Genomic DNA, 26,444 nt, shown 5'->3' with positions numbered 1-26,444 from the left:
ATATTTGTCATCATGAACTTCTGGTGAAGCATGATCAGACAACGAAAAAAATATCAGCTGACCAGGGACTTTCAGTGATTCCTGATCAGTTCCTGCAGACGTTCTGTCAGCTTCGTGTTTTCACGATAGTCAACAGGACAGTCAATGACAGCTGGAACATCCTGCCGGAATGCATCTTCCAGAATCGTACGAAGGTCATCTGTATGTTCAACACGATATCCCTTGCATCCCATACTCTCTGCCAGCATGACAAAATCGGGATTTGTGAAAGATGTCATATTCGCATGGCCATAACGGTCGTTCTGCTTCCACTGGATCAGGCCATAAGCACTGTCATTGAAAATCAGGGTGACAAACGGCAGATGCTCGCGTTTTGCTGTCTCCAGTTCCTGGCAATTCATCATGAAACCGCCGTCACCGGTAACCGCCAGAATACGGTTCTGCGGATGAAGGAGTTTTGCAGCCAGCGCACCGGGAACAGCGATCCCCATCGTGGCAAACCCGTTGGATATCAGGCAGGAATTGGGCTCATCGCAAAGGTAATGGCGGGCAATCCACATCTTATGGGCACCGACATCGCTCAGCAGGATATCTCCCGTCCGCATTGCCCGGCGGATATCGCTGAGAATCCGCTGCGGCTTAAGCGGATAGGCTTCATCCGTCTCATAGGGCAGATATTCCTTCAGCATTTCTTCCCGGAGCGAAAAAGCATATTCCGGTTCCTGGATCCGGACAGTCAGCTGGGCCAGATGGCATAATGTTTCCGCCATATCCCCGACCACTTCGATTGTCGGCGGATAACAGCGATTTACATGAGCCGCGGTCGTACTGACATGGATAATTTTCTTAGTCAACTCGGGATCCAGACGGGAGGGCGCAAGTTCCACGATATCATACCCTACGCACAGCAGCAGATCAGCCCGAGCCAGCAGCAAGTCCTGATAGTCCTTTTGCGGGATACCGATTGTGCCCATGGCATAGGGGTCGTCACTGCGGATAACGCCTTTTGCCATCATGGTATTAACAACCGGTAAATGCGCACTGTGCGCAAGTCCTGTGATTCCGGCGGTGATATCCGCTCTCGCGGCATCAGCGCCGACAAGCATAACCGGAAACTTTGCCTGGGCCAGCAATTTGGCTGCCTGGGCTATGGTCTCCAGATCGGCGTATTCCGGCCTGATCTTCTGCGGCATCATCGGATCAATTCCATCCGGAACATCCATTCGGGCAACATCCACCGGAAGATCGATATGCGTTGCGCCCATCTTACCTTCCTGCTGGGCATATTTAAACGCAAGGCGGACGATCTCCGTGATGCTTTCCGGGCGCATAACCAGTTTGGTTCGCTTCGTGATAGGCTCGAACAGCTTTGCCAGATCCAGATACTGATGACCGGTAATATGCATCCGTTCCGATGATACCTGCCCGGTGATTGCAACCAGAGGAGCTCCGTCCGAATTGGCATCTGCCACACCCGTGATCAGATTTGTTGCCCCCGGACCGAGGGTCGCCAGGCAGACACCGGCTTTGCCGGTCAGCCGTCCGTACACGTCAGCCATAAAAGCTGCGCCCTGCTCATGACGTGTCGTAATAAATCGGATCGGTGACGCCGCAAGCGCTTCTATAACCTCCAGGTTTTCCTCCCCGGGGATACCGAACACATACTCCACACCCTCCGCGACAAGGCTGTCGACCAGTTTTCCGGCAACATTCGTGGGAAAGACCTCCTTTCCTCCGGAAATAAAAAAGGCGAATGGCTTTCAGGCCATTCACCTTTGAATGAAGAACAGTATACTGTTTTTCCCGGAAATGTCAAAGCGAAATTTTCCGCAGCGATGCAGCATTTGGGTTTGAATTCACCCGTATTGTTTATCGCCTGATTGCAGAACAACAGAAAGACAAATCAACAACAGTTCTCAAGATCATCCAGCCACATTCTGCAGGACGCGTCGCTCGGCATACGCCAGTCACCCCTTGGCGACAAAGAAACCGATCCGACCTTCGGGCCATCCGGTAAACAGCTTCTTTTGAACTGCTGTGAGAAAAACCTGCTGAAAAAGCGCTTTGTGGCGGATATGATTTCCTGCCTGCCAATCTCCGGGTATGCCCTCATGGCATAAGCTGCCGTTCTGGATGGTTCAAAGCCATACCTCAGGGTATAAAACAGGAAGAAGTCATTCAGGTCATATTTCCCGATTTTTTCCTCTGTTTTCTGCGTAATGGTTCCGTCCTCATTCGGTATCAGTTCAGGAGTTATGGGCGTGTTGCAGATAGAAAGAATAACTCGCCTGAGTTCTTCGTTTTCGCAGGTTTCAGCATAAGCATGACAGATAAATTTCACCAGTGTTTTCGGCACGGAAGCATTGACTGCATACATTGACATATGATCCCCGTTGTATGTACACCATCCCAGTGCCAGTTCGGAAAGGTCGCCCGTCCCGACAACCAGCCCGTTTTTCATGTTTGCCGTATCCATCAGGATATATGTACGCATTCTTGCCTGCGCGTTCTCATAAGCGGAGTCTCCTTCTCCCAAATACCCGGGGCTGTGCCCGATTTCATCCAGATGGTTCCGGACTCCCTCAGCGATCGGTATTTCGTTCATCTCATCCGCAAGCAAGGCCATCAACTTGTGGGCATTGCCGTAAGTCAGCTCAGAAGTGTTGCCCCTGTTGGGCATCGTGTATGCCAGGATTCTGATATCAGGTACAAGCTTTTTCGCTTCTGCGCACACAAGAAGCGCCAGCGTTGAATCCAGTCCGCCGGAAATACCAATGACGAGATTGCTTATTTTTGTTGCCTTGACACGTGTGGCAAGTCCCTGGGCCTGAATCCGGAGAATTTTCCTGCATCTTTCCCTGAGTTCGAGGTTTTCTGAAGGGACAAAGGGATTACGGCCAATCGGATAAGATATATCGTTTAACAGATCTGCCAGTTCATCAATGGACACGTCCGGTTTGCGGACAGGCTGAATATGCACCCTGACTTTTCGGTATCCTTCTCCCTCTGCGCTCTCAAAGGTATTCTGATGCCTGCGGTCATGCATAATTCGTGACAGGTCGACAGCGGCAGTGCTGACAAAAGGCTGGTCCGGAAAAAAGCTCTCGGCTAAAACTGTACCGCTTTGCGCGATAATCGTATGGCCCGAAAAGACCAGATCCGTGCTGCTTTCATCCGGTCCGGCGGAAGAGTAAAGATAAGCACAGTAGCAGGAACCGCTCTGCTGCGTGACAAGCGCCTTTCGATACTCCTGTTTCCCGATCAGCTCATTTGACGCGGACAGATTGGCAATGATATTCGCACCGGAAAGGCTCAGATGGGTACTGGGTTTATCTGGCACCCACAGATCTTCACAGATTTCAACTCCCAGTACTGCTCCGCATTCCGGATCTTCCATAAGAATATCCACACCAAATGGAATACTCTCTCCATGAAGCCTGATCGTACGTCCGGTCATACCTTTTCCGGAAGCAAACCATCTTCCCTCATAAAACTCAGAGTAAGTGGGAATAAACTGCTTCGGGATCAGTGCGCATACTCTGCCTTCACAGAGGATCGCGGCACAGTTGTAAAGATTGTTTTCGAAACGAACCGGAACGCCGACAACCGATGTGACTCCGCGGCATGCAGCAGTCTCCCGTGCAATAGCAAAGAGCGCGTCCTCCGCTTTATCCAGCAGGAGATCACTTCCAAACAGATCTGCACAAGTATAACCTGTAATACATAATTCCGGAAAAACAATAGCACCGCATTCGCTGTTATTCTTGATCAGGTTAATAATCTGCTCTGTGTTGTAATCAATATCTGCTACCTTCAAAGACGGTACTGCCGTCCCCGCCAGAATCAGCCTGTTTTTCATAGTCCTATCCTCCCCGACAAAAAACAGACAAAGCAGCCATCAGGCTCCTTTGTCTGTATACGGATATTATATCCGGAAACAATACCGGGTCAATACACGAGAAATACAGTATACATAACGCTCTGCATTCAAATCTCTCTTGCAATTTCCGGGAATCCATGTTACTTTTCCATCAGTTCGAAAGAACTGGAATGATGGCAAAGGCGCCGATGCTCCTCACAAGGGGTATCGGCTTTTATTTTATCAAAACCGGATTGAATAAAGGCACCTTTGCGGCTCAGGATCGTCGTAATGATGGGGATAGACGATGGAGGATAAACATGAACAGAAGACCACTGATTGGTGTCGTTCCACTTTGGGATGATGATAAAGAGAGTCTATGGATGTTACCCGGGTATTTTGATGGAATCAATCAGGCCGGAGGCCTTCCTTTAATGCTTCCGCTGACCGATGACCAGGATGAAATAACGCAGTTGGTTTTGATGTGTGATGGCTTCCTGTTTACCGGCGGGCATGATGTTTCACCTTCAGTATATGGTGAAAAGCCCCTTAATGATTCTGTGATCTGCTGTCCGAAACGTGATCGTATGGAATCCCTGCTGCTGCAGGAAGCTCTCCGGCTGGATAAACCGGTGCTTGGTATTTGCCGCGGAATACAGTTTATCAATGCTGCTTTGGGAGGTGCTTTATATCAGGATCTGCCTGCCCAGCATCCCTCCAAAGTGGAACATCACCAGACCCCGCCCTATGATCACGCAGCGCATACCGTTACTTTGAGTAAAGGAACGCCGCTATACAACCTGATCCGCCAGCCCCGGATTGCTGTAAACAGCTATCATCACCAGGCAGTCTGTTCACTTGCTCCGGCACTCGAAAAGATGGCAGAATCACCTGATGGAATTGTGGAAGCACTGTATCATCCAGGAATGAAGTTCCTGTGGGCTGTGCAGTGGCATCCTGAATTCTCATTCCGGACAGACGAAAACAGCTGTCTGATTTTCGGTGCGTTTGTCAAGGCAGCTCTTTGATTTGCTTCAGGAAGCAGGTGTTAGCATGATGATCTGTAAATACGACAAAAAACTGATACTGGAAGACGGCTCTGTTTATTGCGGCACGGGCTTTGGCTGTGAGAAGGAGCAGGCCTTTGAGATTGTGTTCAACACCTCACCGGTCGGCTATCAGGAAATCCTGTCCGATCCGTCCTACACTGATCAGGGTGTGGTGATGGCGTACCCGCTGATCGGCAACTACGGTATTGCGGCGGATGATTTTGAGAGCAGAACGCCAACCATGAGCGCAATGATTGTGCGGGAGTACTGTCCGGAACCCTCCAACTGGCGCAGCGTCATGCAGCTTGAAGAAGTCATGAAGCAGTATGGCATCGTCGGCTTAAGCGGAATCGACACCCGCAAGCTGGTGCGGCATATACGCGACTACGGTTCATGCCGTGCAATGATCACTGACATCTCTTCAGACACCGCCGAGGCAGCGATGCGGCTGAAAGCATATCAAATGCCGACCGATGCTGTCAGCCGTGTCAGCCGCAAAAAAGCGGAATGTTACAAAAGCGAAGCAGGGAATTTTCACGTTGCGGCAATCGACTGCGGGATGAAGGAAAATATCATCCGCTCGCTGGTCAGGCGCGGCTGTGATGTGACCGTCCTGCCGTGGAACACACCTGCCCGTGATATCCTTGCGCTGAACCCTGACGGGGTATTCCTCAGCAACGGTCCGGGAGATCCGGAAGACGTACCCGAGGTAATCAATACTGTCAAAGAACTGCACGGCAGGCTGCCGATCTTCGGCATCTGCCTGGGGCATCAGATACTCTCCCTGTCGTATGGCGCAAAGACCTACAAACTGAAATTCGGTCACCGCGGCGGCAACCATCCCATAAAAAACCTTTCTACGGACAAAATAGAAATCACTGCGCAAAATCACTCCTACGCAGTGAATCTGAACAGCCTGCAAAACACACCGCTCACTGCAACGCATATCAACCTGCTGGACAACACTGTCGAGGGGGTGGAGTGCCTGAAAGATCGTGCGTTCGGCGTACAATATCACCCGGAAAGCGCTCCCGGACCACAGGACAGCGGATACCTGTTTGAACGATTTATCACGCTGATGGAGGAGGCGAAACACCATGCCTAAGAGAACGGACATCCGCCGTATCATGGTAATCGGCTCCGGTCCCATCGTCATCGGCCAGGCAGCGGAGTTTGATTATGCGGGCACTCAGGCTTGTCTGGCGCTCAAGGAAGAAGGCTATGAGGTCATCCTGTGCAACAGCAATCCTGCTACCATCATGACCGATCCGTCCATCGCCGACAAGGTGTATATGGAACCGCTGACGCTGGAATATATCGCCAAGATCATCCGCAAGGAACGTCCGGACGCTATCCTGCCCGGAATCGGCGGCCAGACCGGACTGAACCTTGCGATGGCGTTGGAACGCAAGGGTGTACTGAAAGAATGCCGTGTGGAACTGCTTGGCACCTCATCGGAAAGCATTGAACGTGCCGAGGACAGGGAACTGTTCAAGGAACTGTGCGAAAGCATCGGCGAACCGGTTATTCCTTCAAAGATCACCTATGACCTGGAAGAAGCAAAAGCTGCGGCTGAACAAATTGGTTATCCGGTTGTACTGCGTCCTGCCTTCACACTCGGCGGCACGGGCGGCGGTTTTGCGAATAACGAAGAAGAGCTTATCGAAATCGGCAGGAATGGTTTCGCCCTCAGCCCCGTCCATCAGGTGCTGATCGAAAAATCTGTCAAGGGTTACAAAGAAATCGAATACGAGGTCATCCGCGATCATAACGATACTGCGATTACCGTCTGTAACATGGAAAACTTCGATCCTGTCGGCATTCACACCGGCGACAGCATCGTTTTCTGTCCGTCCCAGACGCTGACGAATAAAGAGTACCAAATGCTCCGGGACAGTGCTTTAAAGCTGATCCGCGCGCTGAAGGTCGAAGGCGGATGCAATGTACAGTTTGCGCTCGATCCGCGGTCATCACAGTATTACATCATCGAAGTGAACCCACGGGTTTCCAGGTCGTCGGCATTGGCCAGCAAAGCCTCCGGCTATCCGATTGCCCGCGTCAGCGCGAAGATCGGTGTTGGGTTGCGGCTGGACGAAATACCGCTTGCCAATACCCTTGCTTCATTCGAGCCAGCACTCGACTATGTAGTCACCAAAATGCCGCGTTTCCCGTTCGACAAATTCGTGGAGGCCAAGAATACTTTAGGCACCCAGATGAAAGCAACCGGTGAGGTCATGAGTGTCGGCAGGACGATAGAAGAAAGCCTCCTGAAGGCAATCCGTTCCCTGGAAATCGGCGTATTTCACCTGCACAACCGGCGTTTTGACAGCATGGGTACAGAAGAGCTCAATGATTACATCACCAAAGACACAGACGACAGGATATTCGCCCTTGCTGAACTGTTGAGAAAAGGCGGCTCTGTCGAAGGAATAAATCAGAATACTGCCATTGATCCCCTGTTCCTCCGTAAGCTCCGTAATATTATCGAAATGGAACGGGAGCTTTGGGAGCATATCGGCGATATGGATACTCTGTATCGGGCCAAACGTATTGGATTTGCCGACAGAGAGATTGCCAGACTGTGGGGCGTAAGCGAAATTGAAATATATAAGCTGAGAAAAGACGCAGGCATCATCCCTGTGTTCAAAATGATCGATACCTGTGCCTCTGAGTTCGAAAGCTATGTGCCGTATTTCTACACCACCTACGAAGAAGAGAATGAATCCATCCGCACGGATAAGAAAAAGATCATCGTGCTGGGCGCAGGGCCCATCAGAATAGGTCAGGGTGTGGAATTCGACTACAGTACCGTCCATGCGGTGCAGACCATCCGCCGCGCAGGCTATGAAGCAATCATCATCAATAACAATCCCGAAACAGTTTCCACTGACTACACAACATCTGACAAGCTCTATTTCGAACCGCTGACTCCTGAGGATGTCATGGCTATCGTGGACTTTGAGCAGCCTGAAGGGGTTGTTGCATCTCTCGGTGGACAGACTGCGATCAACCTGGCCCAGCCCCTCATGGAGCGCGGCGTGAAAATCATCGGCACCGACTGTGCCGCCATTGAACGGGCCGAAAACCGTGACAGCTTCAATGCGATTATCCGGGAGCTCAGCATTCCGCAGCCTGCAGGCCGGGCTGTCACTTCCATTGAGGAGGGCGTCAGGGCTGCCGAAGAAATCGGCTATCCCGTGCTCGTTCGTCCATCCTTTGTCCTCGGAGGCAGGGCAATGCAGATTGTCAGCAAAGAAGCAGACCTGCGGCATTACCTCAGGACCGCTGTCGAGATCGATGCCGATAAACCTGTTTTGGTCGATAAATACATCGTCGGTAAAGAGGTCGAAGTCGACGCCATTTGTGACGGGACTGACGTTTTTGTTCCCGGTATCATGGAACTTGTTGAACGTACAGGTGTCCACTCAGGCGACAGTATCAGCGTCTATCCATCTTTCAGCATCAGCAACAAGGTCAAAGGAATCATTCTGCAATATGCCCGGAAGCTCGGCAAAGCCATCGGCATTGTCGGCCTGTACAACATCCAGTTCATCGTTGCACCTGATGATATGGTCTATATCATCGAGGTCAATCCGCGATCAAGCAGGACCGTACCTTTCCTCAGCAAGGCCACCGGTTACAGCCTCGCGGATATTGCGACAGAGGTTATCCTGGGCAAGAACCTGAAGGAGCAGGGCATTTTCCAGCTCTATCCTGAGGAGAAGAAGAGATACTACGTCAAGGTGCCGGTTTTCTCATTCCAGAAGATCAAAGGCCTCGACGCATATCTCAGTCCCGAAATGAAGTCCACCGGTGAAGCCATAGGCTATGACAGGAGCCTGTCGAGGGCTATGTATAAAGCGCTCGTTGCCGCAGGCATCAAAGTCCAGAATTACGGCACCGTTATCGTTACCCTCGCCGACGAGGATAAAGAAGAAGCCGTTCCGCTGATCCGCCGCTTCTACAACCTGGGTTTCAACATCGAAGGAACTGATCTGACCGCAAAAACCATGCGTGATCATGGCATCAAAACCAGAACCCTCAGAAAACTCAGCGAAGGCAGCAATCAGCTTCTCGATGCCCTTCGCGCAGGCTATGTCAGCTACCTCATCAATACCCGTGCAATCCTGTCTGGCGTTCATTACGAGGATGGTGCTGCAATTCGCAGAACCGCGATCGAGAACGGAGTAACAACTTTCACCTCTCTGGATACAGTCAGGGTATTGCTCGATGTGCTCGAAGAAACCACACTGACGATCTCGACGATCGATGCATGATAAAGCTTTCTTTCGATAACACAAAAAATGAATTTCCGGCCCGGAGGTTCTGATCTGCCTCGCAGATCAATCAAAAGCCGGTCCCCTTTATGGGAACCGGCTTTTGATAGCACCCACGGGAGGGGAGCGATCCGAGTGCCAGCCCTGTGGGCTGTCTGTCGAAGACAGAAACGAGGTGAACGAGTCAACCGAAAAGGAGGGCAAAGCTCGCTCCAAGAGCTTTGAACGACTATTGAGGTTGCGGAACTCGGGCCTCTGGCCCAGAGGTTCTGATCTGCCTCGCAGATCAATCAGAAGCCGGTCCCCTTTATGGGAACCGGCTTTTGATAGCACCCACGGGAGGGGAGCGATCCGAGTGTCAGGCCTGTGGGCTGTCTGTCGAAGACAGAAACGAGGTGAACGAGTCAACCGAAAAGGAGAGCAAAGCTCGCTCCAAGAGCTTTGAACGACTATTGAGGTTGCGGAACTCGGGCCTCTGGCCCAGAGGTTCTGATCTGCCTCGCAGATCAATCAGAAGCCGGTCCCCTTTATGGGAACCGGCTTTTGGTGGCACCCACGGGAGGATTCGAACCTCTGGCCTGCCGCTTAGGAGGCGGCCGCTCTATCCGACTGAGCTACGTGGGCAAGACCTTGAAAAGTATAAGCGCCAAAGGCCTTTTTGTCAATTGATAATCAGTCTTCGATCCTTTCAAATCTTCTGAAAGTCTTCCCTTCCCGCTCAATTTCCTCATTCCACATGGATGCAGGGCGAACCCAGAGTCCACGATCCGTATAAAGAGGACGATAGACCACCATGGCCTCTTCGGTTTCCGAGTGCCTGGCAATCCCGATGACCTCATATTCCTTCCCTTTGAAGTGGCGGTATCGTCCCGGCCGGATGCTTTCCACCGCTTCTTCATAGGTGGGAAGGCATTCTATCTGCTTAATCTGGGATTGGAAAAGCACATACTCTCCCACCTGGAGGCCTTCTTCCTCCCGGTTGTATTCGTGCAAGCCGTATCCGGACGGAAAGCTCACCGCAATACCGGTAATCTTCCGTCCCTCCTGATCCGTTACCCGCACCAGCTTATCCTCATAGCTGAAAAGATCTGTCATATTGGTTATCTCCCGGATGTTTTTGTTCATTCTGTCTGCATTGGAATGCGGCCCACAGAGCCGAACAGTTCCATCTTGTTCCGTACGACCTTCTTCATGGCTTCAATCTCGTAAGGAATCAGTCCCATCATGGAGGAAGCGCCTGCAGCCAGGCCTTCCTCAATACCGGCCTTTCCGGCTTTGTCGATATCCGTGAAGATATTGACCTTGCATATGCCCCTCTGCACTGCTGTCCGGAAATCGGAATCCGACAGTCCGCTTCCGCCATGCAGCACCAGGGGCAGTCCGGTCCTGCCGGCAATCGTTTCAATACGGTCAAAATCCAGTTTCGGCGGGAACTTGTAATCCCCGTGGGCATTGCCGACCGCCACTGCCAGGGAATCAATTCCAGTTCGATTAACAAAATCCGCCGCTGTGTCCGGATTGGTGAAATAATCCTCAGGGTTCTCCAGCTTTCCGGCTCCTTCGTTATCCCCCACATGACCGAGTTCACCTTCCACGGTAACGCCTTTGGCATGGCAGATCCCGACCATTTCCGCGACCTTTTCAACGTTGGCTTCATACGTCTCTGTTGAGCAGTCATACATTACGGAAGTAAAGCCCAGATCCAGCGCCTCCATGCATTTTTCGAACGTCAGGCCATGGTCATAATGAACGCATACCGGTACAGACGCTTTCTTTGCCATGGGTATCAGGTATTCCGCCACACGTTCCAGGGGCATTGCCGGCAGCAGGACTTCCGCCGTACCAACCATAACCGGTGCCCGCAGTTCCTCCGCCGTTTCAATGATTGCCCGGGCCATCTCCACATTCACCGCGTTAAAGAAACCGACAGCGTATTTCCCTTCTTTTGCCGGCAGCAGCACGTCGTTCATATTGACAAGCATCCGGATCCCCTCCTTACCAGCCTTTTCGGATTCTTTCTTCCAGTTCATCGAGCGGTTTCAGTCCGCTGAGCGTATCGTATGTGGTCACGCAGCAGGCACCTTCAGCGCATGCCAGCGCCACACATTCCGCCGGTTTTCTTCCGCTGAGCACCGCCGCCAGGAATGCGGCAATGCTGGTATCTCCGGCACCTGCTCCGCTTCGCACAATATCAGCTTTGAAGCAGGATTGCAACACTGTCTGATTGCTCCATGTTCCTGTGTCCAGTTCCAGCCGTGATCCAACCCGTTCCATGCATGCCCTGCCGGCAGTTCGGAGCAGCATTCCGCTTGTCCCGCACTTGATCATAGCCGCCCGGCATCCCATGGAAAGCACCCTTTCTGCCAGTGGCAGGACTTCTGTTTCCAGGTCCAGTCCGTCTGTCATATCCCTGCCGCCGGCAACCAGCCGGTCATACCGTTCCCTGTCCAGCATCCAGCAAAGCTCCTCAAAGCTCGGCACAAAAAAGTCAACATACGGCAGCACGCCGGAAAGGATCTTTTCCCAGTCTGCCTGCCCTGCCGGAGTATTTGGATCCACCGCTGCCAGATCCAGGCTGGTGGCAATCCCTTTCTCTTTCATACGCCGGTACAGGGCAGTCAGCTCCGCCCCGTCGTTTTCCCAGGTTCGGCGCATCAGCGGCGGATAGCCGAAGTGAAACAGCGCTGCGTCCTCCAGGGCTTCCTCCGGAATATCCGCGCCGGTAAATGTATCATTTGCTCCCGGGCTGTGCAGGAAAACCCGGTCCTGGCCAGGCACAGCCAGCACAACGGAATAGGAGGTGGAACTTTCCGGGTCAACCAGCAGTCCCCCTGCTCCGTATTGGGCCAGGATACTCCGGATCATCGTCCCGAAGGAATCATCTCCAACCTTGCCCATCAGCGTCACGTCACATCCCAGCAATTTCAGCGCCAGGCCTGTATTGGCCACGCTTCCGCCGGTATGTACGTCTGCCGCCTCCGTCTGGATCAGTTTGCCGGGAACCAGCAGGGACGACAGGCTGTCGTACCGTTTCCCTGCCGGAAAGACCGGCGTAATATCCAGGCAAATATGACCTGCGGCAATCACCTTTCTCATTTTTTACCTCCGCTTCCCGTCAGCGTGCGGGCGGATACTCATTGCACAACAGGCGATAGGGCGGTTCATCCTCCTCAATGGCAGGAAATCGTCCTACCGGTGTTTCAAAACGGTTATCCGTTTCATCGTCATTGCACATGGAAACCTCGCCGATCAGGGCATAGTTATCTGCTTTCCCGACGGTGAATTCATGATAGCAGCCGGGATGCAGCGTCAGGCTCTCCCCCGGTGCAATCACAATTTTCTCCCCTGCCGGAACTGTATATATTCTCCCGTCCCGGTGCACGGTCACAGGAGTCATGCGATCCGGCAGTCCGTCTGCTCCGGCGTTCCATAGCCGGAATATCACATTTCCGCCGCCCCGGTTGATAATATCCTCCATTTTATGCCAGTGGAAATGACAGGGGCAGGTCTGCCCGCCCCGCAGCATCATGATCTTCTCCGCATAGGGCTTCGGATATCTGTCCTCATGTGCGTTCCCGTTACGGAGTGTGATCAGGTAAAGCCCGCGGGAAAAGAAATCACCGCTGCCGAAATCCGTCAGGTCCCATCCAAGAGCGTTGTCCCGGATTTCGTCATACTCACTGCCTTTTGCCAGCCACTCCTCCGGGGTAAATGACAAAAACGGCGGCAGCATAAAACAGTGTTCCTGCAGAACAGTTTCAAACTCCCTGATATGGGCATTGATCTCGGAGCGTTTCATCCGGTTCACATCCTTTCACTCGGATGCTCCTGTCTTCCTGAGACGGCAAAAGCCGCCTGCAGGACAGGACGGCTTTTGTCAGATGTACGGTATACTCAGGATGCCTTCTTGCGGTTGCGCAGGAAGTCCATATACACAGCCGACAGGATAACGGCGCCCTTGATGATGTACTGCCAGTCGGAGTTGACGCCCATCAGGTTCAGGCCGTTGTTCAGGATACCGATGATCAGCACACCGATCAGGGTTCCGCCCAGCTTGCCGGATCCGCCGGACATGGAGGTACCGCCCACGACCACAGCCGCGATGGCGTCCATTTCCGCGCCGTCACCGGAAGTACAGGTTCCGGAGTACAGGCGGGATGCGATGGTGATGCCGGCCAGGCCGGCCATCAGGCCGCTGAAGGAGTAAACAATCAGTTTAACCTTGGCGGTGTTGATCGCGGAGAATTTTGCTGCTGTATCGTTGCCGCCCACCGCGTAAATGTGCCTTCCGATCCGGGACCGGTTCAGGAACAGCACCGCGACGACAAACACAATGAACATCGTGATCACCGGCGTCGGGATGCCCGCCACGTTGCCAGCGCCCAGGAACTTCCAGGCGTCTGTCATGCAGCGGATCGGCTTGCCGCCCGAATACACGTAGGCAATACCCTTCGCGATGTTCATGGATGCCAGGGTCACGATAAAGGGCGGGATCTTTGTCCGGGCGATGATCGTGCCGTTCAGCAGGCCGAACAGCAGACCGGACAGGATAGCAATCAGGATGCCCACAATTTCCGGCAGTCCGTGCCATACAACCGCCGCCGCGCCCAGCACGCCGGACATGGCGATGATGGAACCCACGGAAAGGTCAATGCCTCCCAGGATGATGACCATCGTCATGCCGCAGGCCAGCATCAGGTTGGTGGCACTCTGCCGCAGCACATTGAAGATATTGTTGGTGGTCAGGAACGTATTATGGGTTTTCGGATAAACATACAGGAACAGGATCATGGCGACCAGGGCCAGGATAATTCCCAGGTTGTCCTTCAGATACTTTTTAATGCCTTTCATTCGTTGGCCCCTCCTGCTGTCTCCAGGGTTGCGAGATGCATGATCGCTTCCTGGCTGACGTTTTCATAATCGATGCAGCCGGTAATCCGGCCGTCGTACATCACATAGACCCGGTCTGCCATATTGATGATCTCCGGCAGTTCCGAAGAAACCATGATAATGGCCACACCCTGTTTGGTCAGTTCATTCATAATCTCATAGATTTCCGCCTTGGCACCGACGTCCACGCCGCGGGTCGGCTCATCCAGGATCAGCACCTTCGGCTTCGTGGCAAGCCAGCGTCCGATCATAACCTTCTGCTGGTTTCCGCCGGACAGGTTGGAGACCCGCTGCTCATGGGAAGGGGTCTTCGTCTGCATCTTATCAATGAACTCCTGGGTAATTTCATGTTCCCGTTTCTCGTTCACGCGCAGGTGATTGATGATTTCATGGAGCACCTCTATGGTGGTGTTGAAACTCACGGACTGGATATGATAAAGTCCTTCCAGTTTCCGGTTTTCCGGTACCATGGCAATACCGTATTTCATGGCGTCCACAGCACTGGAGATATTCAGCTTTTTCCCTTCCAGCGTGATCGTTCCGGTGGCGGTGCTCGTCAGGCCGAAGATACACTGCATTGTCTCGCTGCGTCCGGCGCCGACCAGGCCTGCGAAACCGACGATTTCACCTTCCCGCACCTCAAAGGAAACGTCGTTCACCCGTTTGTGGTGTTTCTTGCCGTCATCAATATGTTCACACTTGAAGAAGACCGGCGTGTCCTTGACGTGGTCACGGGTATAATACTGGTCCAGCTCCCGGCCGACCATCATGGTAATCAGCTCGTCCCGGGGAGTATCCGCAACCACGCGTGTGCCCACGTACATGCCGTCACGCAGCACCGTCACCCGGTCACAGACCTCGTTCAGTTCACTCATCTTGTGACTGATGTAGATGATGCCCACACCCTGGGCCGCCAGGTTGCGCATAATTTCAAACAGCTGCGTAACCTCACGGTCGGAAATGGAGGATGTCGGCTCATCCATGACCAGGATGCGGCAGTTGAAGGAAATGGCTTTGACAATCTCCACCATCTGCTGCTGCGCGATGGAAAGATCAAAGATCTCATCTGTTGCGCTGATTCCAAGGTCAAACTTATCCAGCATTTCCTGCGCGGACGCTGCCATCCGCTTATAGTCCACGCCGAATTTTCCCATGGGTTCCCGGCCGAGGAAGATATTCTCCGCCACGGTCATATGCGGCACCAGCACCAGTTCCTGGTGGATAATGGAAATACCGTTGTCACGGGCAGCATTTACGCCGTCAATAACAACCTTTTTTCCGTCGATGCGGATCTCGCCTTCCTCCGCGATATAGATGCCGCCCAGCACCTTGATCAGCGTGGATTTGCCCGCACCGTTCTCACCCAGCAGCGCGTGGATCTCTCCGGCTTTCAGCTGAAACTCCACATTCTGCAGTGCCTTGACGCCCGGAAAGGATTTATAGATTCCTTTCATCTCGAGCAGGTATTCGCTCACAAAGTCTCACCACCGTTATGCTTAGGATGTTCTGAGGGAAAGACCCGGATACATCCGGAAAAGGGCTTTGCTCAGTTGGAACAAAGCCCTTCGTTTATCGCCGGGTCTTCCCCTTCAGAAAAGAGGCTGACTCAAAGGATCGGCTTTACTGGCTTACTGCCATCCGCCGTTGTTGTAATCAGCGATATTGTCAGAGTTGATCATGAAGGTAGCGATCGGATAACGGGCTTCCACAGTTTCGCCGGCCTTCCACTTGTAGTACAGTTCAGCGATGGTCTTGCCGATGGAGATCGGGGACTGAGCGCCGGTACCGGTAACTTTGCCTTCAGCGATCAGGGCCTTGATGTCGGGAGAACCGTCAACGCCGTAGATCAGAGCCTTGGACTGAGCAGCTTCCGCGGCAGCGGCAGCACCCAGAGCAGTGGGGTCATTTCCGCCGAAGATGGCGACAGCGTCCGGATGGGCGATCAGGGCGTCAGTACCGTTCAGATTGCCCTGTTCCTGGTTGCCCATGCAGTCCTTCTGGAAGACCACTTCAAAGCCCTTGCCGTCGATGGCTTCGAGGAAGCCGTTGGTGCGGTCCACAACGGACTGCATTGTGGGAGAATCCAGCACGATGATGGGGCCGCCGTCGGGCAGCTTGGCTACCAGGTCTTCACCGCAGACCTTACCGGCGTTGTAGTTATCGGAGCCGGCGTAGGTTACCAGGTAGGACATGTCAGCCACTTCGGTGTCGAAACCGAACATGGGGATGTTGGCTTCCTTCAGTTTGTCCAGGCCGGCGATGATGCCGTCCTTGTCAACGGGGTTGACGAACATAGCCACAACACCGTTGGAGATCATGTCTTCGATCTGGGCAATCTGTTTTTCATTGCTGTTCTGGGGATCCAGGGAAATCAGTTCATCGCCGTTGGCTTCCACTACTTCACGGATAGCGGCTTCCAGTGCAACGAAGAAGGGGTTGGTACCATCCATACAGGTGTAGCCGATCTTGTCGGCCATAGCAGCAGCGCAGCCCAGCGTCAGGGCGAGGGCCAAAATCAGGGCAACCAGTTTCTTCATAAAGAAACCTCCTTCTATGGCAGATGCTTTCTGCCTGATATAAATTTGTCTGCGGATATACTGGTCCGCTTCTGATTATCATTGTAAGCATCCTGGAAAACAATGTCAACGAAATCACAACTCTGACAGAAGGTATAAAAAACGTATACCCTTCTCCCGGCTGAATTTGCCGGATCCCTTGAGCGGATTGACCTCAACCGTCCTCGTCTCCCGTCATCGGCACTGTTCGGGCACGCCGCAGTTGGATTATCGTTCACAAAGAATACTGTATCCAGAGTTATGCCCTCACCTGCATCTGTTCTCTGAAGGCTGTCCGCAATTGAAAACCGTCCGGAATAGTCATATAATACATCAACCGGGCTACACCCGTGTTTTATTTACAGACAGGGAGCGTTTTTATGCTGAAGATCGCATTACCCACACTGATGACTGACTGCATCATCAATAACTATATGGATGCCTTGGTCCGTTCAGGTGCACAGCCTGAAGTCGGCACAGATATACATCCGGAAGAATGCGATGGCCTGCTGCTGCCCGGCGGTATTGATCTGAATCCCGCTCTCTATGGGCAGGCTGCTGCGCCGGAAACAGAATATAATGATAAGCTTGATGATCTGCAGCTGAACGTACTCCGCCGGTTTCTGGATCTTGGTAAGCCGGTTTTCGGCATTTGCCGTGGTCATCAGTTGATTAACGTCGCACTCGGCGGATCGCTGATTCAGGATCTGCCCACGTCGGAAAACCATAAGCATATCCGCGTTGGTGAAGACCGGGTTCATACCTGTACTGCGGAACCTGATTCATTCATTGCTAAAATATATGGAACCGGCTTCTCCGTAAACAGTTCCCATCATCAGGGAGTGGACAGGCCGGGGGACGGACTCCGTGTTGTGCTGCATGCTCAGGATGGTGTTGTCGAAGCGGCAGAACACAAAACGCTCCCGATCTGGAGCGTTCAGTTTCATCCCGAGCGGATGTGTTATACCCACAAAAGAGAAGACACCGTTGACGGCAGTCTCCTTTTCAGTTTCTTTCTTGAGAAATGCAGAAAACAGAATCAATGATTCCTGATTGTGCTCAGGAAATTCTGTGCCCGTTCTGATACCGGATGCTCGAAAAACTCTTCAGGCGTATTCTCCTCAACAATCTTTCCGTCATCCATAAAAATGACACGGTCTGCCACCTGGCGTGCAAAGTTCATTTCATGTGTCACAATCAGCATAGTCATACCTTCTGACGCGAGCTCTGTCATCACGTTCAGCACTTCGCCGATCATTTCCGGATCCAGTGCGCTGGTCGGTTCATCGAACAGCATGGCTTTCGGATGCATCGCCAGCGCCCTTGCTATGGCAGCACGCTGCTGCTGACCGCCGGACAGCTGGGCAGGCACCTTGTTCGCCTGGTCGGCCACTCCGACCCGTTCCAGCAGTTTCATTGCCTCCGCCTGTGCTTTCTTACGGGGAACTTTCAGTACATCTGTCGGTGCAAGCGTAACATTGTCCAGTATACTCATATGTGCGAAAAGATTGAAGGATTGAAAAACCATCCCGATTCTGGATCGAAGCCCAGCCAGTTTCTTTCCTTCCTGAGGAAGTGGTTCTCCCTCAATGAGGATTTCTCCGCTGTCAATGGTTTCCAGGCGGTTAATCGTACGGCACAGTGTTGATTTTCCGGAACCGGATGGTCCGATAATCACCACAACTTCTCCCTGTCTGACACTCAGCGATACGTCTTTCAGAACGTGCAGTTCTCCATAATGCTTATTCACATTTTTCAGTTCAATCACAGGCATTTCTGACTGACTCATGCTTTGCTCCCTTCTGCCGGTGTCCGTCTGAGCTTCAGCGCCAGGCGGTCGGAAACCTTATTCAGCATATAATTGATCAGGATATAAATCACAGCAACAACCAGATATACAGAAAGCATCGCGTCATAATTGGAGATCAGGACTTTTGCGTTCTGCATCAGGTCGGCGCAGGTAACAATGTAGGCAAATGTTGTATCCTTCAGCACGATTACCAGTTCTGCAATCAAAGACGGGATCACAAACCGGAAGGCCTGGGGAAAAACCACTCTATAGAAAAGCCGTGTCTCAGTCAGTCCCAAGGAAAGCGCTGCTTCCGTCTGTCCCTTCGGTACAGCATTGACGCCGGAGCGCAGGGCTTCCGCTACAACACCGCAGGCAGAAATAGCACAGGGAAGTGTAATCTTCCAGAAAGCACTCGGTTTCCATCCGGTTTTGGGCACCACAAGGAAGAAGAAATAGATAAAAAGCAGGGTTGGTACTCCACGGGTAAATTCAATCAGAGCGGTACTCACAGTCCGAATAACAGGATTCCTGCGCAGCTTCCCCCTCATCAGCAGAAATCCAAGAGCAAAAGCAATCAGCGAGCCTGTCAGTGCTGCCTCCAGGGTGGTCAGCAGACCTTCTCCCAGAAAGCGCCAGGTTGTCAGTTTGGTAAAAAAGGCCCAGTATTTTTCAGCAAACTGCCCGGTCACTGTAAACTGTCGGATAATCACAGCAAGAAACGCTGCCAGCAGAAGCAGTGCCAGCACAGTGAATAAACGGATTCGTCTTTGCGCCTTCGGGCCAGGCGCTTCATACAGCATATCCCGGATCGAAGTACGCGTCATCTGAGGATCCTCACTTTTCTGTCAATCAGGCTGCCCACCCGTCCGATCACCAGTGCCGTAGCACAATAAAGCACTGCCGAAATGACAAACGCAGTCACACCTCCGGCAGCACGGGTATTGATATACGACACAATCCCTGTCAGATCATGAGGACGCATCGGTACCTGGGACGCCAGGGAAGTGGTCAGCATGGTGGCAACAAGCAGGTTGGTCATTGGAAGCACTGTGGAACGGAGTGCCTGCGGGATAATGATTCTGCGGATCATCTGAAAAAAGGTCAGACCGAGAGCCCTTGCGGCTTCGATCTGCCCCGGTGCGATCGTATTCATTCCGCTCATCAGGTGTTCGGAACAGAAAGCGGATGGAATCAGGATTGTTGCTGTAATGACGCATACATCATACGGAAGTACGACCTGAAGATATGGAAGCGCGTATACCAGCAGTATAAGCAGTGCTGCACCGGGAATATTCCTGAATATCTGAACATAAAAATCCCCGAAGAGGCGCAAAGGCCTGATGGGGCACACCCGCAGCACGGTAACCACAACACCGATCAGAAATGCCGCGGCAAAGGAGATCGCAGTCAGGCGCCATGTGGTCAGAAGCGCCTGAAGATATTTGTCTCCGTATTCAGTCAGCAGTGCCTGTATGCTCATAAATGTCTCCCGGAAAAGAGGGCCTCAGGGCAGTTGTCCTGAGGCCGGATTGATTATCTGTCAGACAGAGGATTTAGTCGATCGCCGGAGCTTCCGGAGCGGTTTCAATACCGGTGCGGTCACCCAGGGTGATCTTCCAGATCTTTGCCCAGGTTCCGTCTTCAACAATCGTCTTCAGGAAATCATTGACAAACGCCACGCCGTCAGAATCCTTGGGAAGTCCGATGCCGTAGGGATCAATCGGGCCAAACACGTCTCCGGCCACTGCGTATACACCGGGATTCTTCACGATGGAATTCAGGATCAGGGTATAGTCTGTCACATAAGCGTCTGCACGGCCCTGCTCAACGGCAGTGCGGGCAGAGATGTCATCTTCAAACTCCTGGACGTCTGCTTCAGGCGCGTATTCGGCAAGAATGCTCGGTCCCGTGGATCCTGCCTGTGTGGCAACGATCTTTCCTGCCAGTCCGTCCACTCCGGTAATCTCCGCGTTTCCGGCTTTCACCAGGATTGCCTGCTGGGAAGTGTAGTATGGACCGGCAAAAGAAATCACTTCCTGGCGGGAAGGAGTAATGGAGTAGGTTGCGAAAACCGCATCCACCTGATCTTCAGTCAGCACAGATTCCCGCGTGGAAGAGGTGACCTGGGTCAGTTCAAACTTTCCGGCATCGCCCAGAATGTACCTGGCCAGCAGCTGATACAGTGCCGCGTCAAATCCGCGGATACCGTTATCTGTTTCGTCCAGCTGGCTGAAAAGGAAGGAGGTCCGGGTTCCGCCTACACGAAGAATTCCGGCTTCCTTCACCTTTGTGGCCCAGGTGCTGGCGGCAATGGCTTCATCGGAAGCGACGGGACCTGCTGCCAGCAGGGCGTCAAAAGCTTCCTTGTCGATAGGAGTTGCAGCAGTTTCTTCAGCCAGGGCAGCGGAAACCGCAGCCAGGGTCAGTATAAGCACCAGAATCAGGGAAATCAACTTTTTCATAACAATTGTCCTTCTTTCTTTTTTGTATCTTTTTCCTGTTGATGGTTTCATGAAAGAAAAAAGCCCGGTAGTTTTCTGAAGCTCCCGGGCAGAACAGTCTCCGCATAAAACCAGTTGGCGGTTATCGACAGCGCGAACACATACATGCCAACGCCCTGACTGCTTTTTTGCCTGCCCGGGAGATCAGCATTCGACACATTGTATCCTGCACCTGGTTCTTCTTCTCTGTGAACATGTCCGCGCCTCCTTTCCTTTTCTTACAGCTCTCTTTCAGAAGCTTGTCGGTATATTATCATCCAAAACCTATCATGTCAATAGGCGAAATGTATTATCCTTGTTTTTGTCTGTAAACCTGTCCCTGGACAACCTGTTATGCCCTTTACGCTTGTGTTTTACATTTTTCGTGATAAGATTGTATCCTGAATACTGTTAAGTCTGAAGAATCAGGCTGGATTGAAAAAGACTGAGGATAACACCATGGCAGAGAAGGCACTGTATATACTCGCAGGGTATGATGACCGGACCGAAGAAATTCTTTCCGGCCTCCAGAACAAACTGTATGATCAGGGCTTTTCCGGCCTGCAGACCAAGGATATTCCCATGCATTTCACCATGGGTTCCTATGCGGTCGAACAGGAAGACGAACTGAAAAACCGTCTGGAAAAGATTGCGGAAACGCACAGGGCTTTTGATACAGCGTTTAATCACGTCGGACTCTTCCGTCTGCCGGAAAACGACGTCCTGTTTGTCGCCCCGGAAGTCAGCAGGGAGATGCTGGCATTGAAGGCTGAATTCAGCGATAACAGGGATCAGTTCAGCTGGTCTCCCCATACCACCATGCTGATCGATAAACCGGCTGTCATTCAGGAAGCAACCCAGTCTGTGCTGACAGAATTCAGATCTTTCAGTGGAAAAGTTGCGGTTCTGCATTTATACGAATTCTGGCCGACGAGACATATCCTTTCTGTGCGGCTTGCAGACTGATATAAAACAAACAGGGATTGATGAATCATGGCATTTGAGAAAGCGAAAGCATACCTTGAAGGCTTCGGCCTGGGAGACAAAATCATTGTAACGGAGCACAGCAGCGCCACCGTCGCGGAAGCGGCACAAGCCATTGGCTGTGAGGAAGCAATGATCGCGAAAACCCTTTCCTTCCTGCAGGAAGATCAGCCCGTGCTGATCCTGGCGGACGGCACAGCCCGCATTGACAACCGGAAGTATAAAGATCGCTTTGGCTGCAAGGCAAAAATGATCCCTGCGGATCTGGTGGAGTCCCTCATCGGACATGCCATCGGCGGTGTATGCCCCTTTGGTGCAAATGAGGGTATCAGCGTCTATCTGGATGAAAGTCTCCGCCGGCATGAGATCGTCTATCCTGCTGTGGGTAATGATCACAGCGGCGTAAAGCTTACCATTCCGGAATTGGAGAAATGCAGCGGGTTCCTGGAATGGGTGGACGTCTGCAAGCAGCCGGAATAATAAACAATGCAGGATAAAACACGAGGAAGGCATCATTCCTTCCCCGTTTCCATTTACCTGAAGTAATCTTCGGCGCATTCTGCCGTCAGTTTTCTTTTGACCAGCGTTTTTTCAAACAGCTGATCAGCGGTTCCCGGGAACTGTTCATAGATTACCCTGGTTCCCTCCTCGGTAATTCCTCCCTTTGTAGCCACCCTGGCCACAACCTTGTCAAAGGACATTCCCTTTTTCAGCATCAGTTCTCCCGTGGCGCACATGGTATTCAGCACCATCCGGACCACCTGATCATATGGGATCTCTGTATGTTCGCCGGCCGCCTTACAGATTACATCGAAAACTGACGCGATAAAGCCGGGCATGCAGCTGACCAGTTCGGACCCCATGCCCATTTCCCTCTCCGGCAATTCAATCACATTGCCGATATATCCGAGCAGAAGCTCCAGGGTTTTCCTGTCCGTCGCATTCGCCAGCTCATTATAGCAAACCAGCGTCTGTGATTTGTTAATTTCAGCGGTGACGCTCGGAATCACTTTCGCCATTTTATGCTTTGCAATTCTCTCCATCTGCTCAAAAGTCACACTGCCGTTCAGTGAAACAAGCAGGCAGTCTTCCTTTACTTCCGACCGGATGTCTTCCAGCACAGCTTTGATGGCGGAAGGCAGAACACAGAGAAAAACGATATCACAGCCTGCCGCCAGTTCTTTGGTGCTGTGACACACAGTGGCCGTTTTTCCGATGCCCGCAAGCTTTTCCTCCGTTCGGTTGAAAACATACAGATTCTCCGGGGCAATTCCTGCATCAGAGAACTTCTCCAGCAGCATCTTTCCCATGCTTCCGTAACCGATAATCCCTGTGTTCATTTCTCATCTGTCCTTTGCTTATGATATGGAAAGGGCCAGGAAACCCGTAAGTTTCCTGGCATACCGTTTATCCGATCGGGAAACAGACCTCTGTCACATATTCTTCCGGGTTCTGTGTCTGCGCCGGACTCACATGATAGATATTGAACATGGGTCCGTTCACTTCATACCCGTTTCCATTGATCCAGGACGCGACCGTAGCCGTCGCGTCTCCCATCTGGTCATAGCTTCCCTTGATGATGCAGCTGGCTACCTTGACCGCCGGAAGGGTTTTAAACTTCACGTGCTCCGTATCCTCATACGTGCCCTTCACGGTCATCCAGACCTTGATTTCCACGTTTTCTTCCTTGTATTCCTTGTCCAGGAACTCAGCTGCCGCCAGGCAGGGTTCCGCGGGTATCAGCGGCGTTTTGCACTCCGCCATCATACCCCAGAGTTTCCCCTCATCCTCATAATGGGGAACCACCATCTGCACCGTGGCCGCGTATCTTTCAGGTATGGTTTTTACTGTAACGTCATATTTCATAATCTGCTCCTCTCTCAGCCGTTTCCTGGCTGTTTCCAGAAGCATCAGCTTATACTCCGTCTCCTTTGACAGTTCAGACAGTTCCTTTTCCCTTGCGGACAGGAACGCGTCCATCTTTTCCGGATCGTCATGAACCTCCAGCATCCGGATAATATCTGCCAGTGCGAAGCCCATATCTTTCAGGGCGTTGATCCTGCCGATGGTGAACAGCTGTTCCTCACGGTAATACCGGTATCCGGTAAAGTGATCAATCTCTGCGGGTTTCAGCAGTCCGATGTCGTCATAGTGGCGAAGCATTCTGATACTTACTCTGGATAATTTTGAAAAATCTCCGATTTTAAGCATTGGGTTTACCCTCCATGCATGGTATTTCTGAGCTCGTCACTACTCTAATCCCTCACATAGTGTGAGAGTCAATACTGCGATTTCAGTTTTTTATTTCTGAAATCAGGAAGGGGTTTCACTCCCTGTTCCGGTCGTCAATCAGCTGAATTTACTGATACAGTTTATATAAATATTGATAAACAGAACGATCAGGGAAACGGAATATGCAATTCCGTTATACAGTTGTTGCTTCCATTCCCTGTCAACATTGATCATCTTCGCAGCAAAGCCGGAAGCTGCCAGCATCAGTACCGGAAATACAAACGGAAGGAAATACCTGCACTGAACACCGTTTATATAGGACGCCCCAACTTCTGTAAAGGTAATATACAGGCAGAAGCAAATAATACACGTGCTGATATAGAACAGGAAAAGACCCAGAATACGGATAAACGGTTTTCTCTCCAGCAGACGGTCCGAGGGTTTCTTATCCGTCAAAGCAACCAATGCCAGCAGAACGCAAAGAACCTGCCATCCCGGGCCAATCCCTTCATATGCAAAGAACGTCAGAATTCCCGCACTGTTGGCAGGGTTAAAACACTCTTTTTGGCAATTGAACATAATCTGGAGGTACCGTAACGGATCTTCCAGAATAAAACGGATCTGTTCCATCGGAGTTGTTGAAGTACCGCCTCTCATATCCGTCACAACGTTACCCTGGAGCAGCGGCAGAATATATGGTATCAGGCTGATCAACAGAACAAGGCCTGAGAAAAGAAAATATCTTTTCCTTGAAATGTATTGAAGTTTCTCTTCCCTGCTCTCCGCCCATTTACCTCGGGGCATAATCGCTGTAAAAAGCAGGACCGGAGCATAGAATGCTTTTGTGAGCAGAGCAATGGTCAGGCTTCCAAGAATGACAAAGGCATTCCGGTAAGTTAGCTTCTTCTCTGCTTCCTGCCATTCGGCAAAATAATAACTCAGTCCGAGAGCCATAAAGGATGTAACGCCGTGGTCATAAGAGAAAACAGAGGCCAGGAATATATTTGTCGGGATCAGCATTACACAGGCCAGAATCATTTTGCCGTTTTTCAGACGGCGGATAGCAAAGAAACCACATGCGGCAACGGTCAGCAGATTGAACAGCTTGGCAAAATACATGGTCCAGGGCCAGGACAAGTGCAGCAGACGCCCCATATACATACCGGCTGCAGGGAATATTTCATAGATGCTGTTCAGCATCAGTCCCTTCCGTTCTGTATAAAAAACGCCTAGTTCATACTGTTCCTGTTGTGATTCCTGGGATTTGATTCGCTCTTCCCATTCAAAGGAATCATGGCTTCCCTCCATAAATATGATTGACATATCCGGATTTGTGAGCCGTTCCTCTCCGAGATAGGAATATAAATGTGTTTGTTCAAAATGATATTCCATGTCCCAGTTGACAGTCAGATCGTTAGGAAATAAATATAGGATCATCCAGCCGGAAAGCAGGCAGAACAGCACAAACAGCCTTTCCGGTTTCCTTCCGAGTGTTTTGGGAAAAGAAAGGAGCAGTCCGGCGGTCAACCCTGCCAGGATGCAGAAAAGCTGCTGTGGAACATTCACCTTTCCGAAAAAGGCACCGGATATCAGCCATCTGATCAAAACATACGCCAGGAAACTCAGCGTCAGAAAAATGATGAAACGGAGCGGCGTTCTCCAGCCTGATTCTTTCAGGAAAGAAATCATTTGCTGTACGGCAGCTGTCAGACGCTTTCCGGTTCGGAACCAGCACAGCAGAGACAGGATCAGGAAAAGCCCCGGAATCATTATGCCAATCCGCCAGAGGCGCATCTGTTCCCGGACAGGAACTTTTTCCTTTACTTCTGCCCGACATTTCAGGAAGCGGATGGTCATCTTGTTATCCATCTCGATCTTCAGCGCGGCATATTCATCTTCGGGAATGGTTCCGGACCAGGCAACAGATTCAGGAATCGCCTGGATTTCGATCATGTTTGTTTCAGAGAAGGTTTCACCGTCTTTGGACCAGTATACCCTGATCGGAAAGGGAGAACGAACATGCTTCTTAGCCTCAATCTGCAGGTAAGAGAGTTCTTTGGCAGGCTGAAAACGTAACAGGATCGTGCTTCCTTCCCCGCCGGTTTTCAGGCTTCCCCCGTCCAGATAAGCGTTTGTCAGCTCTGCCTGTGAAAAATCCAGCAGGTCAGCCTCCTGGACAACCTGTAAATTATTTTCATAGGCCGGCGGCTGGTTGTGGATCTGAAGGAACTCCAGCAGTACTGCCAGCAGCACGCTGGCCAGCAGCAGCGTTCCAATTCGACCAATATGCTTTTTGATTAGCTTTGATATCATGACGATATAGGTT

22 protein-coding genes and 1 tRNA gene are annotated in these 26,444 nt (G+C 51.8%); 6 read left to right on the top strand and 17 right to left on the bottom strand.

Annotation, left to right across the window (positions count from 1 at the left end; all coding sequences use genetic code 11):
* Positions 1-71 precede the first annotated feature (71 nt).
* Both JYE49_RS00775 and JYE49_RS00770 read right to left on the bottom strand, forming a co-directional pair.
* Positions 72-1,742 carry an acetolactate synthase large subunit gene (locus JYE49_RS00775; protein WP_093956649.1) on the bottom strand — a complete coding sequence of 557 codons (1,671 nt, stop codon included), beginning with the start codon at positions 1,740-1,742 and terminating at the stop codon, positions 72-74.
* Between the two features lie 161 nt (positions 1,743-1,903).
* Positions 1,904-3,859, bottom strand: a complete 1,956-nt coding sequence (locus JYE49_RS00770) for an NAD(+) synthase (RefSeq protein ID WP_093956650.1) — start codon at positions 3,857-3,859, stop codon at positions 1,904-1,906.
* Positions 3,860-4,017: 158 nt separating this feature from the next.
* Between JYE49_RS00770 and JYE49_RS00765 the strand changes: the two genes are divergently transcribed.
* Genes JYE49_RS00765 through carB form a run of 3 tightly spaced genes read left to right on the top strand, consistent with a single transcriptional unit; the run spans position 4,018 to position 9,185 of the window.
* Positions 4,018-4,887: a gamma-glutamyl-gamma-aminobutyrate hydrolase family protein gene (locus JYE49_RS00765; RefSeq protein ID WP_369413334.1), complete on the top strand. Its 870-nt coding sequence runs from the start codon at positions 4,018-4,020 to the stop codon at positions 4,885-4,887.
* A gap of 25 nt (positions 4,888-4,912) precedes the next feature.
* Positions 4,913-6,013, top strand: coding sequence for a glutamine-hydrolyzing carbamoyl-phosphate synthase small subunit (carA, locus tag JYE49_RS00760; protein WP_346763105.1), 1,101 nt, complete (start codon positions 4,913-4,915; stop codon positions 6,011-6,013).
* Complete coding sequence (gene carB / locus JYE49_RS00755; RefSeq protein WP_093956652.1) at positions 6,006-9,185, top strand: carbamoyl-phosphate synthase large subunit; 3,180 nt, start codon at positions 6,006-6,008, stop codon at positions 9,183-9,185. The genes carA and carB overlap by 8 nt, the downstream gene beginning before the upstream one ends.
* 547 nt (positions 9,186-9,732) lie before the next feature.
* Here the strand turns inward: carB and JYE49_RS00750 are convergent.
* From JYE49_RS00750 to JYE49_RS00715, 8 genes are all read right to left on the bottom strand, one after another.
* Positions 9,733-9,809, bottom strand: a tRNA-Arg gene (locus tag JYE49_RS00750).
* Between the two features lie 48 nt (positions 9,810-9,857).
* Entirely contained in the window at positions 9,858-10,073 is a 216-nt protein-coding gene (locus tag JYE49_RS00745) for a DUF1653 domain-containing protein (RefSeq protein WP_093956913.1), read from the bottom strand.
* Positions 10,074-10,306: 233 nt separating this feature from the next.
* Positions 10,307-11,167 (bottom strand): class II fructose-bisphosphate aldolase, encoded by an 861-nt coding sequence (locus JYE49_RS00740; RefSeq protein ID WP_093956653.1) that lies wholly within the window; start codon positions 11,165-11,167, stop codon positions 10,307-10,309.
* A gap of 13 nt (positions 11,168-11,180) precedes the next feature.
* Positions 11,181-12,281, bottom strand: coding sequence for a carbohydrate kinase family protein (locus tag JYE49_RS00735; protein WP_093956654.1), 1,101 nt, complete (start codon positions 12,279-12,281; stop codon positions 11,181-11,183).
* A gap of 19 nt (positions 12,282-12,300) precedes the next feature.
* The gene (locus tag JYE49_RS00730) at positions 12,301-12,984 is read right to left on the bottom strand and encodes a D-lyxose/D-mannose family sugar isomerase (protein ID WP_093956655.1); all 684 of its coding nucleotides are present in this window, start codon (positions 12,982-12,984) and stop codon (positions 12,301-12,303) included.
* A gap of 95 nt (positions 12,985-13,079) precedes the next feature.
* On the bottom strand, positions 13,080-14,036 hold the full coding sequence (locus JYE49_RS00725; protein ID WP_093956656.1) for an ABC transporter permease: 957 nt from the start codon (positions 14,034-14,036) through the stop codon (positions 13,080-13,082).
* On the bottom strand, positions 14,033-15,550 hold the full coding sequence (locus tag JYE49_RS00720; RefSeq protein ID WP_346763106.1) for a sugar ABC transporter ATP-binding protein: 1,518 nt from the start codon (positions 15,548-15,550) through the stop codon (positions 14,033-14,035). Before JYE49_RS00720 ends, JYE49_RS00725 begins: the two co-directional genes overlap by 4 nt.
* A 153-nt stretch (positions 15,551-15,703) precedes the next feature.
* Positions 15,704-16,612, bottom strand: a complete 909-nt coding sequence (locus JYE49_RS00715) for a substrate-binding domain-containing protein (RefSeq protein ID WP_093956657.1) — start codon at positions 16,610-16,612, stop codon at positions 15,704-15,706.
* Positions 16,613-17,010: 398 nt separating this feature from the next.
* On the opposite strand from JYE49_RS00715, the gene JYE49_RS00710 reads away from it, so the two are divergent.
* A complete protein-coding gene (locus JYE49_RS00710) occupies positions 17,011-17,676 on the top strand; it encodes a gamma-glutamyl-gamma-aminobutyrate hydrolase family protein (RefSeq protein ID WP_093956658.1) in 666 nt (221 codons plus the stop codon).
* Here JYE49_RS00710 and JYE49_RS00705 read toward each other — a convergent pair.
* The 4 genes from JYE49_RS00705 to JYE49_RS00690 all read right to left on the bottom strand — a co-directional run bounded on the left by JYE49_RS00705 (position 17,670) and on the right by JYE49_RS00690 (position 20,884).
* Complete coding sequence (locus tag JYE49_RS00705; protein ID WP_093956659.1) at positions 17,670-18,419, bottom strand: amino acid ABC transporter ATP-binding protein; 750 nt, start codon at positions 18,417-18,419, stop codon at positions 17,670-17,672. The genes JYE49_RS00710 and JYE49_RS00705 overlap by 7 nt on opposite strands.
* Entirely contained in the window at positions 18,416-19,246 is an 831-nt protein-coding gene (locus tag JYE49_RS00700; RefSeq protein WP_093956660.1) for an amino acid ABC transporter permease, read from the bottom strand. The genes JYE49_RS00705 and JYE49_RS00700 overlap by 4 nt, the downstream gene beginning before the upstream one ends.
* Positions 19,243-19,902 (bottom strand): amino acid ABC transporter permease, encoded by a 660-nt coding sequence (locus JYE49_RS00695; RefSeq protein WP_093956661.1) that lies wholly within the window; start codon positions 19,900-19,902, stop codon positions 19,243-19,245. The genes JYE49_RS00700 and JYE49_RS00695 overlap by 4 nt, the downstream gene beginning before the upstream one ends.
* A gap of 73 nt (positions 19,903-19,975) precedes the next feature.
* A complete protein-coding gene (locus JYE49_RS00690) occupies positions 19,976-20,884 on the bottom strand; it encodes a glutamate ABC transporter substrate-binding protein (RefSeq protein ID WP_093956662.1) in 909 nt (302 codons plus the stop codon).
* Positions 20,885-21,337: 453 nt separating this feature from the next.
* Between JYE49_RS00690 and JYE49_RS00685 the strand changes: the two genes are divergently transcribed.
* Together JYE49_RS00685 and JYE49_RS00680 are read left to right on the top strand one after the other, a co-directional pair.
* A complete protein-coding gene (locus JYE49_RS00685; protein WP_143754471.1) occupies positions 21,338-21,868 on the top strand; it encodes a 2'-5' RNA ligase family protein in 531 nt (176 codons plus the stop codon).
* Between the two features lie 27 nt (positions 21,869-21,895).
* Complete coding sequence (locus JYE49_RS00680) at positions 21,896-22,366, top strand: YbaK/EbsC family protein (protein ID WP_093956664.1); 471 nt, start codon at positions 21,896-21,898, stop codon at positions 22,364-22,366.
* A 53-nt stretch (positions 22,367-22,419) separates the two neighbouring features.
* Here JYE49_RS00680 and JYE49_RS00675 read toward each other — a convergent pair whose 3' ends face one another.
* From JYE49_RS00675 to JYE49_RS00665, 3 genes are all read right to left on the bottom strand, one after another.
* Complete coding sequence (locus JYE49_RS00675; RefSeq protein WP_093956665.1) at positions 22,420-23,226, bottom strand: NAD(P)-binding domain-containing protein; 807 nt, start codon at positions 23,224-23,226, stop codon at positions 22,420-22,422.
* Between the two features lie 67 nt (positions 23,227-23,293).
* Positions 23,294-24,097: a MerR family transcriptional regulator gene (locus JYE49_RS00670; RefSeq protein WP_093956666.1), complete on the bottom strand. Its 804-nt coding sequence runs from the start codon at positions 24,095-24,097 to the stop codon at positions 23,294-23,296.
* A gap of 138 nt (positions 24,098-24,235) precedes the next feature.
* A complete protein-coding gene (locus JYE49_RS00665) occupies positions 24,236-26,431 on the bottom strand; it encodes a DUF2142 domain-containing protein (RefSeq protein WP_179217266.1) in 2,196 nt (731 codons plus the stop codon).
* Between the last annotated feature and the right edge of the window lie 13 nt (positions 26,432-26,444).

The sequence above is a fragment of the Aristaeella hokkaidonensis genome, from assembly GCF_018128945.1.
Lineage (GTDB): Bacteria > Bacillota > Clostridia > Christensenellales > Aristaeellaceae > Aristaeella > Aristaeella hokkaidonensis.
This window is presented reverse-complemented; position numbering and strand designations above follow the sequence as displayed.

What these genes read in the sequence shown, in the direction of transcription:
- JYE49_RS00770 (WP_093956650.1), bottom strand. Translation starts at nt 3,859, where the DNA reads ATGAAAAACAGGCTGATTCTGGCGGGGACGGCAGTACCGTCTTTGAAG.
- JYE49_RS00765 (WP_369413334.1), top strand. Translation starts at nt 4,018, where the DNA reads ATGTTACTTTTCCATCAGTTCGAAAGAACTGGAATGATGGCAAAGGCG.
- carA (WP_346763105.1), top strand. Translation starts at nt 4,913, where the DNA reads ATGATGATCTGTAAATACGACAAAAAACTGATACTGGAAGACGGCTCT.
- carB (WP_093956652.1), top strand. Translation starts at nt 6,006, where the DNA reads ATGCCTAAGAGAACGGACATCCGCCGTATCATGGTAATCGGCTCCGGT.
- JYE49_RS00740 (WP_093956653.1), bottom strand. Translation starts at nt 11,167, where the DNA reads ATGCTTGTCAATATGAACGACGTGCTGCTGCCGGCAAAAGAAGGGAAA.
- JYE49_RS00735 (WP_093956654.1), bottom strand. Translation starts at nt 12,281, where the DNA reads ATGAGAAAGGTGATTGCCGCAGGTCATATTTGCCTGGATATTACGCCG.
- JYE49_RS00730 (WP_093956655.1), bottom strand. Translation starts at nt 12,984, where the DNA reads ATGAAACGCTCCGAGATCAATGCCCATATCAGGGAGTTTGAAACTGTT.
- JYE49_RS00725 (WP_093956656.1), bottom strand. Translation starts at nt 14,036, where the DNA reads ATGAAAGGCATTAAAAAGTATCTGAAGGACAACCTGGGAATTATCCTG.
- JYE49_RS00715 (WP_093956657.1), bottom strand. Translation starts at nt 16,612, where the DNA reads ATGAAGAAACTGGTTGCCCTGATTTTGGCCCTCGCCCTGACGCTGGGC.
- JYE49_RS00710 (WP_093956658.1), top strand. Translation starts at nt 17,011, where the DNA reads ATGCTGAAGATCGCATTACCCACACTGATGACTGACTGCATCATCAAT.
- JYE49_RS00705 (WP_093956659.1), bottom strand. Translation starts at nt 18,419, where the DNA reads ATGAGTCAGTCAGAAATGCCTGTGATTGAACTGAAAAATGTGAATAAG.
- JYE49_RS00700 (WP_093956660.1), bottom strand. Translation starts at nt 19,246, where the DNA reads ATGACGCGTACTTCGATCCGGGATATGCTGTATGAAGCGCCTGGCCCG.
- JYE49_RS00695 (WP_093956661.1), bottom strand. Translation starts at nt 19,902, where the DNA reads ATGAGCATACAGGCACTGCTGACTGAATACGGAGACAAATATCTTCAG.
- JYE49_RS00690 (WP_093956662.1), bottom strand. Translation starts at nt 20,884, where the DNA reads ATGAAAAAGTTGATTTCCCTGATTCTGGTGCTTATACTGACCCTGGCT.
- JYE49_RS00680 (WP_093956664.1), top strand. Translation starts at nt 21,896, where the DNA reads ATGGCATTTGAGAAAGCGAAAGCATACCTTGAAGGCTTCGGCCTGGGA.
- JYE49_RS00675 (WP_093956665.1), bottom strand. Translation starts at nt 23,226, where the DNA reads ATGAACACAGGGATTATCGGTTACGGAAGCATGGGAAAGATGCTGCTG.
- JYE49_RS00670 (WP_093956666.1), bottom strand. Translation starts at nt 24,097, where the DNA reads ATGCTTAAAATCGGAGATTTTTCAAAATTATCCAGAGTAAGTATCAGA.
- JYE49_RS00665 (WP_179217266.1), bottom strand. Translation starts at nt 26,431, where the DNA reads ATGATATCAAAGCTAATCAAAAAGCATATTGGTCGAATTGGAACGCTG.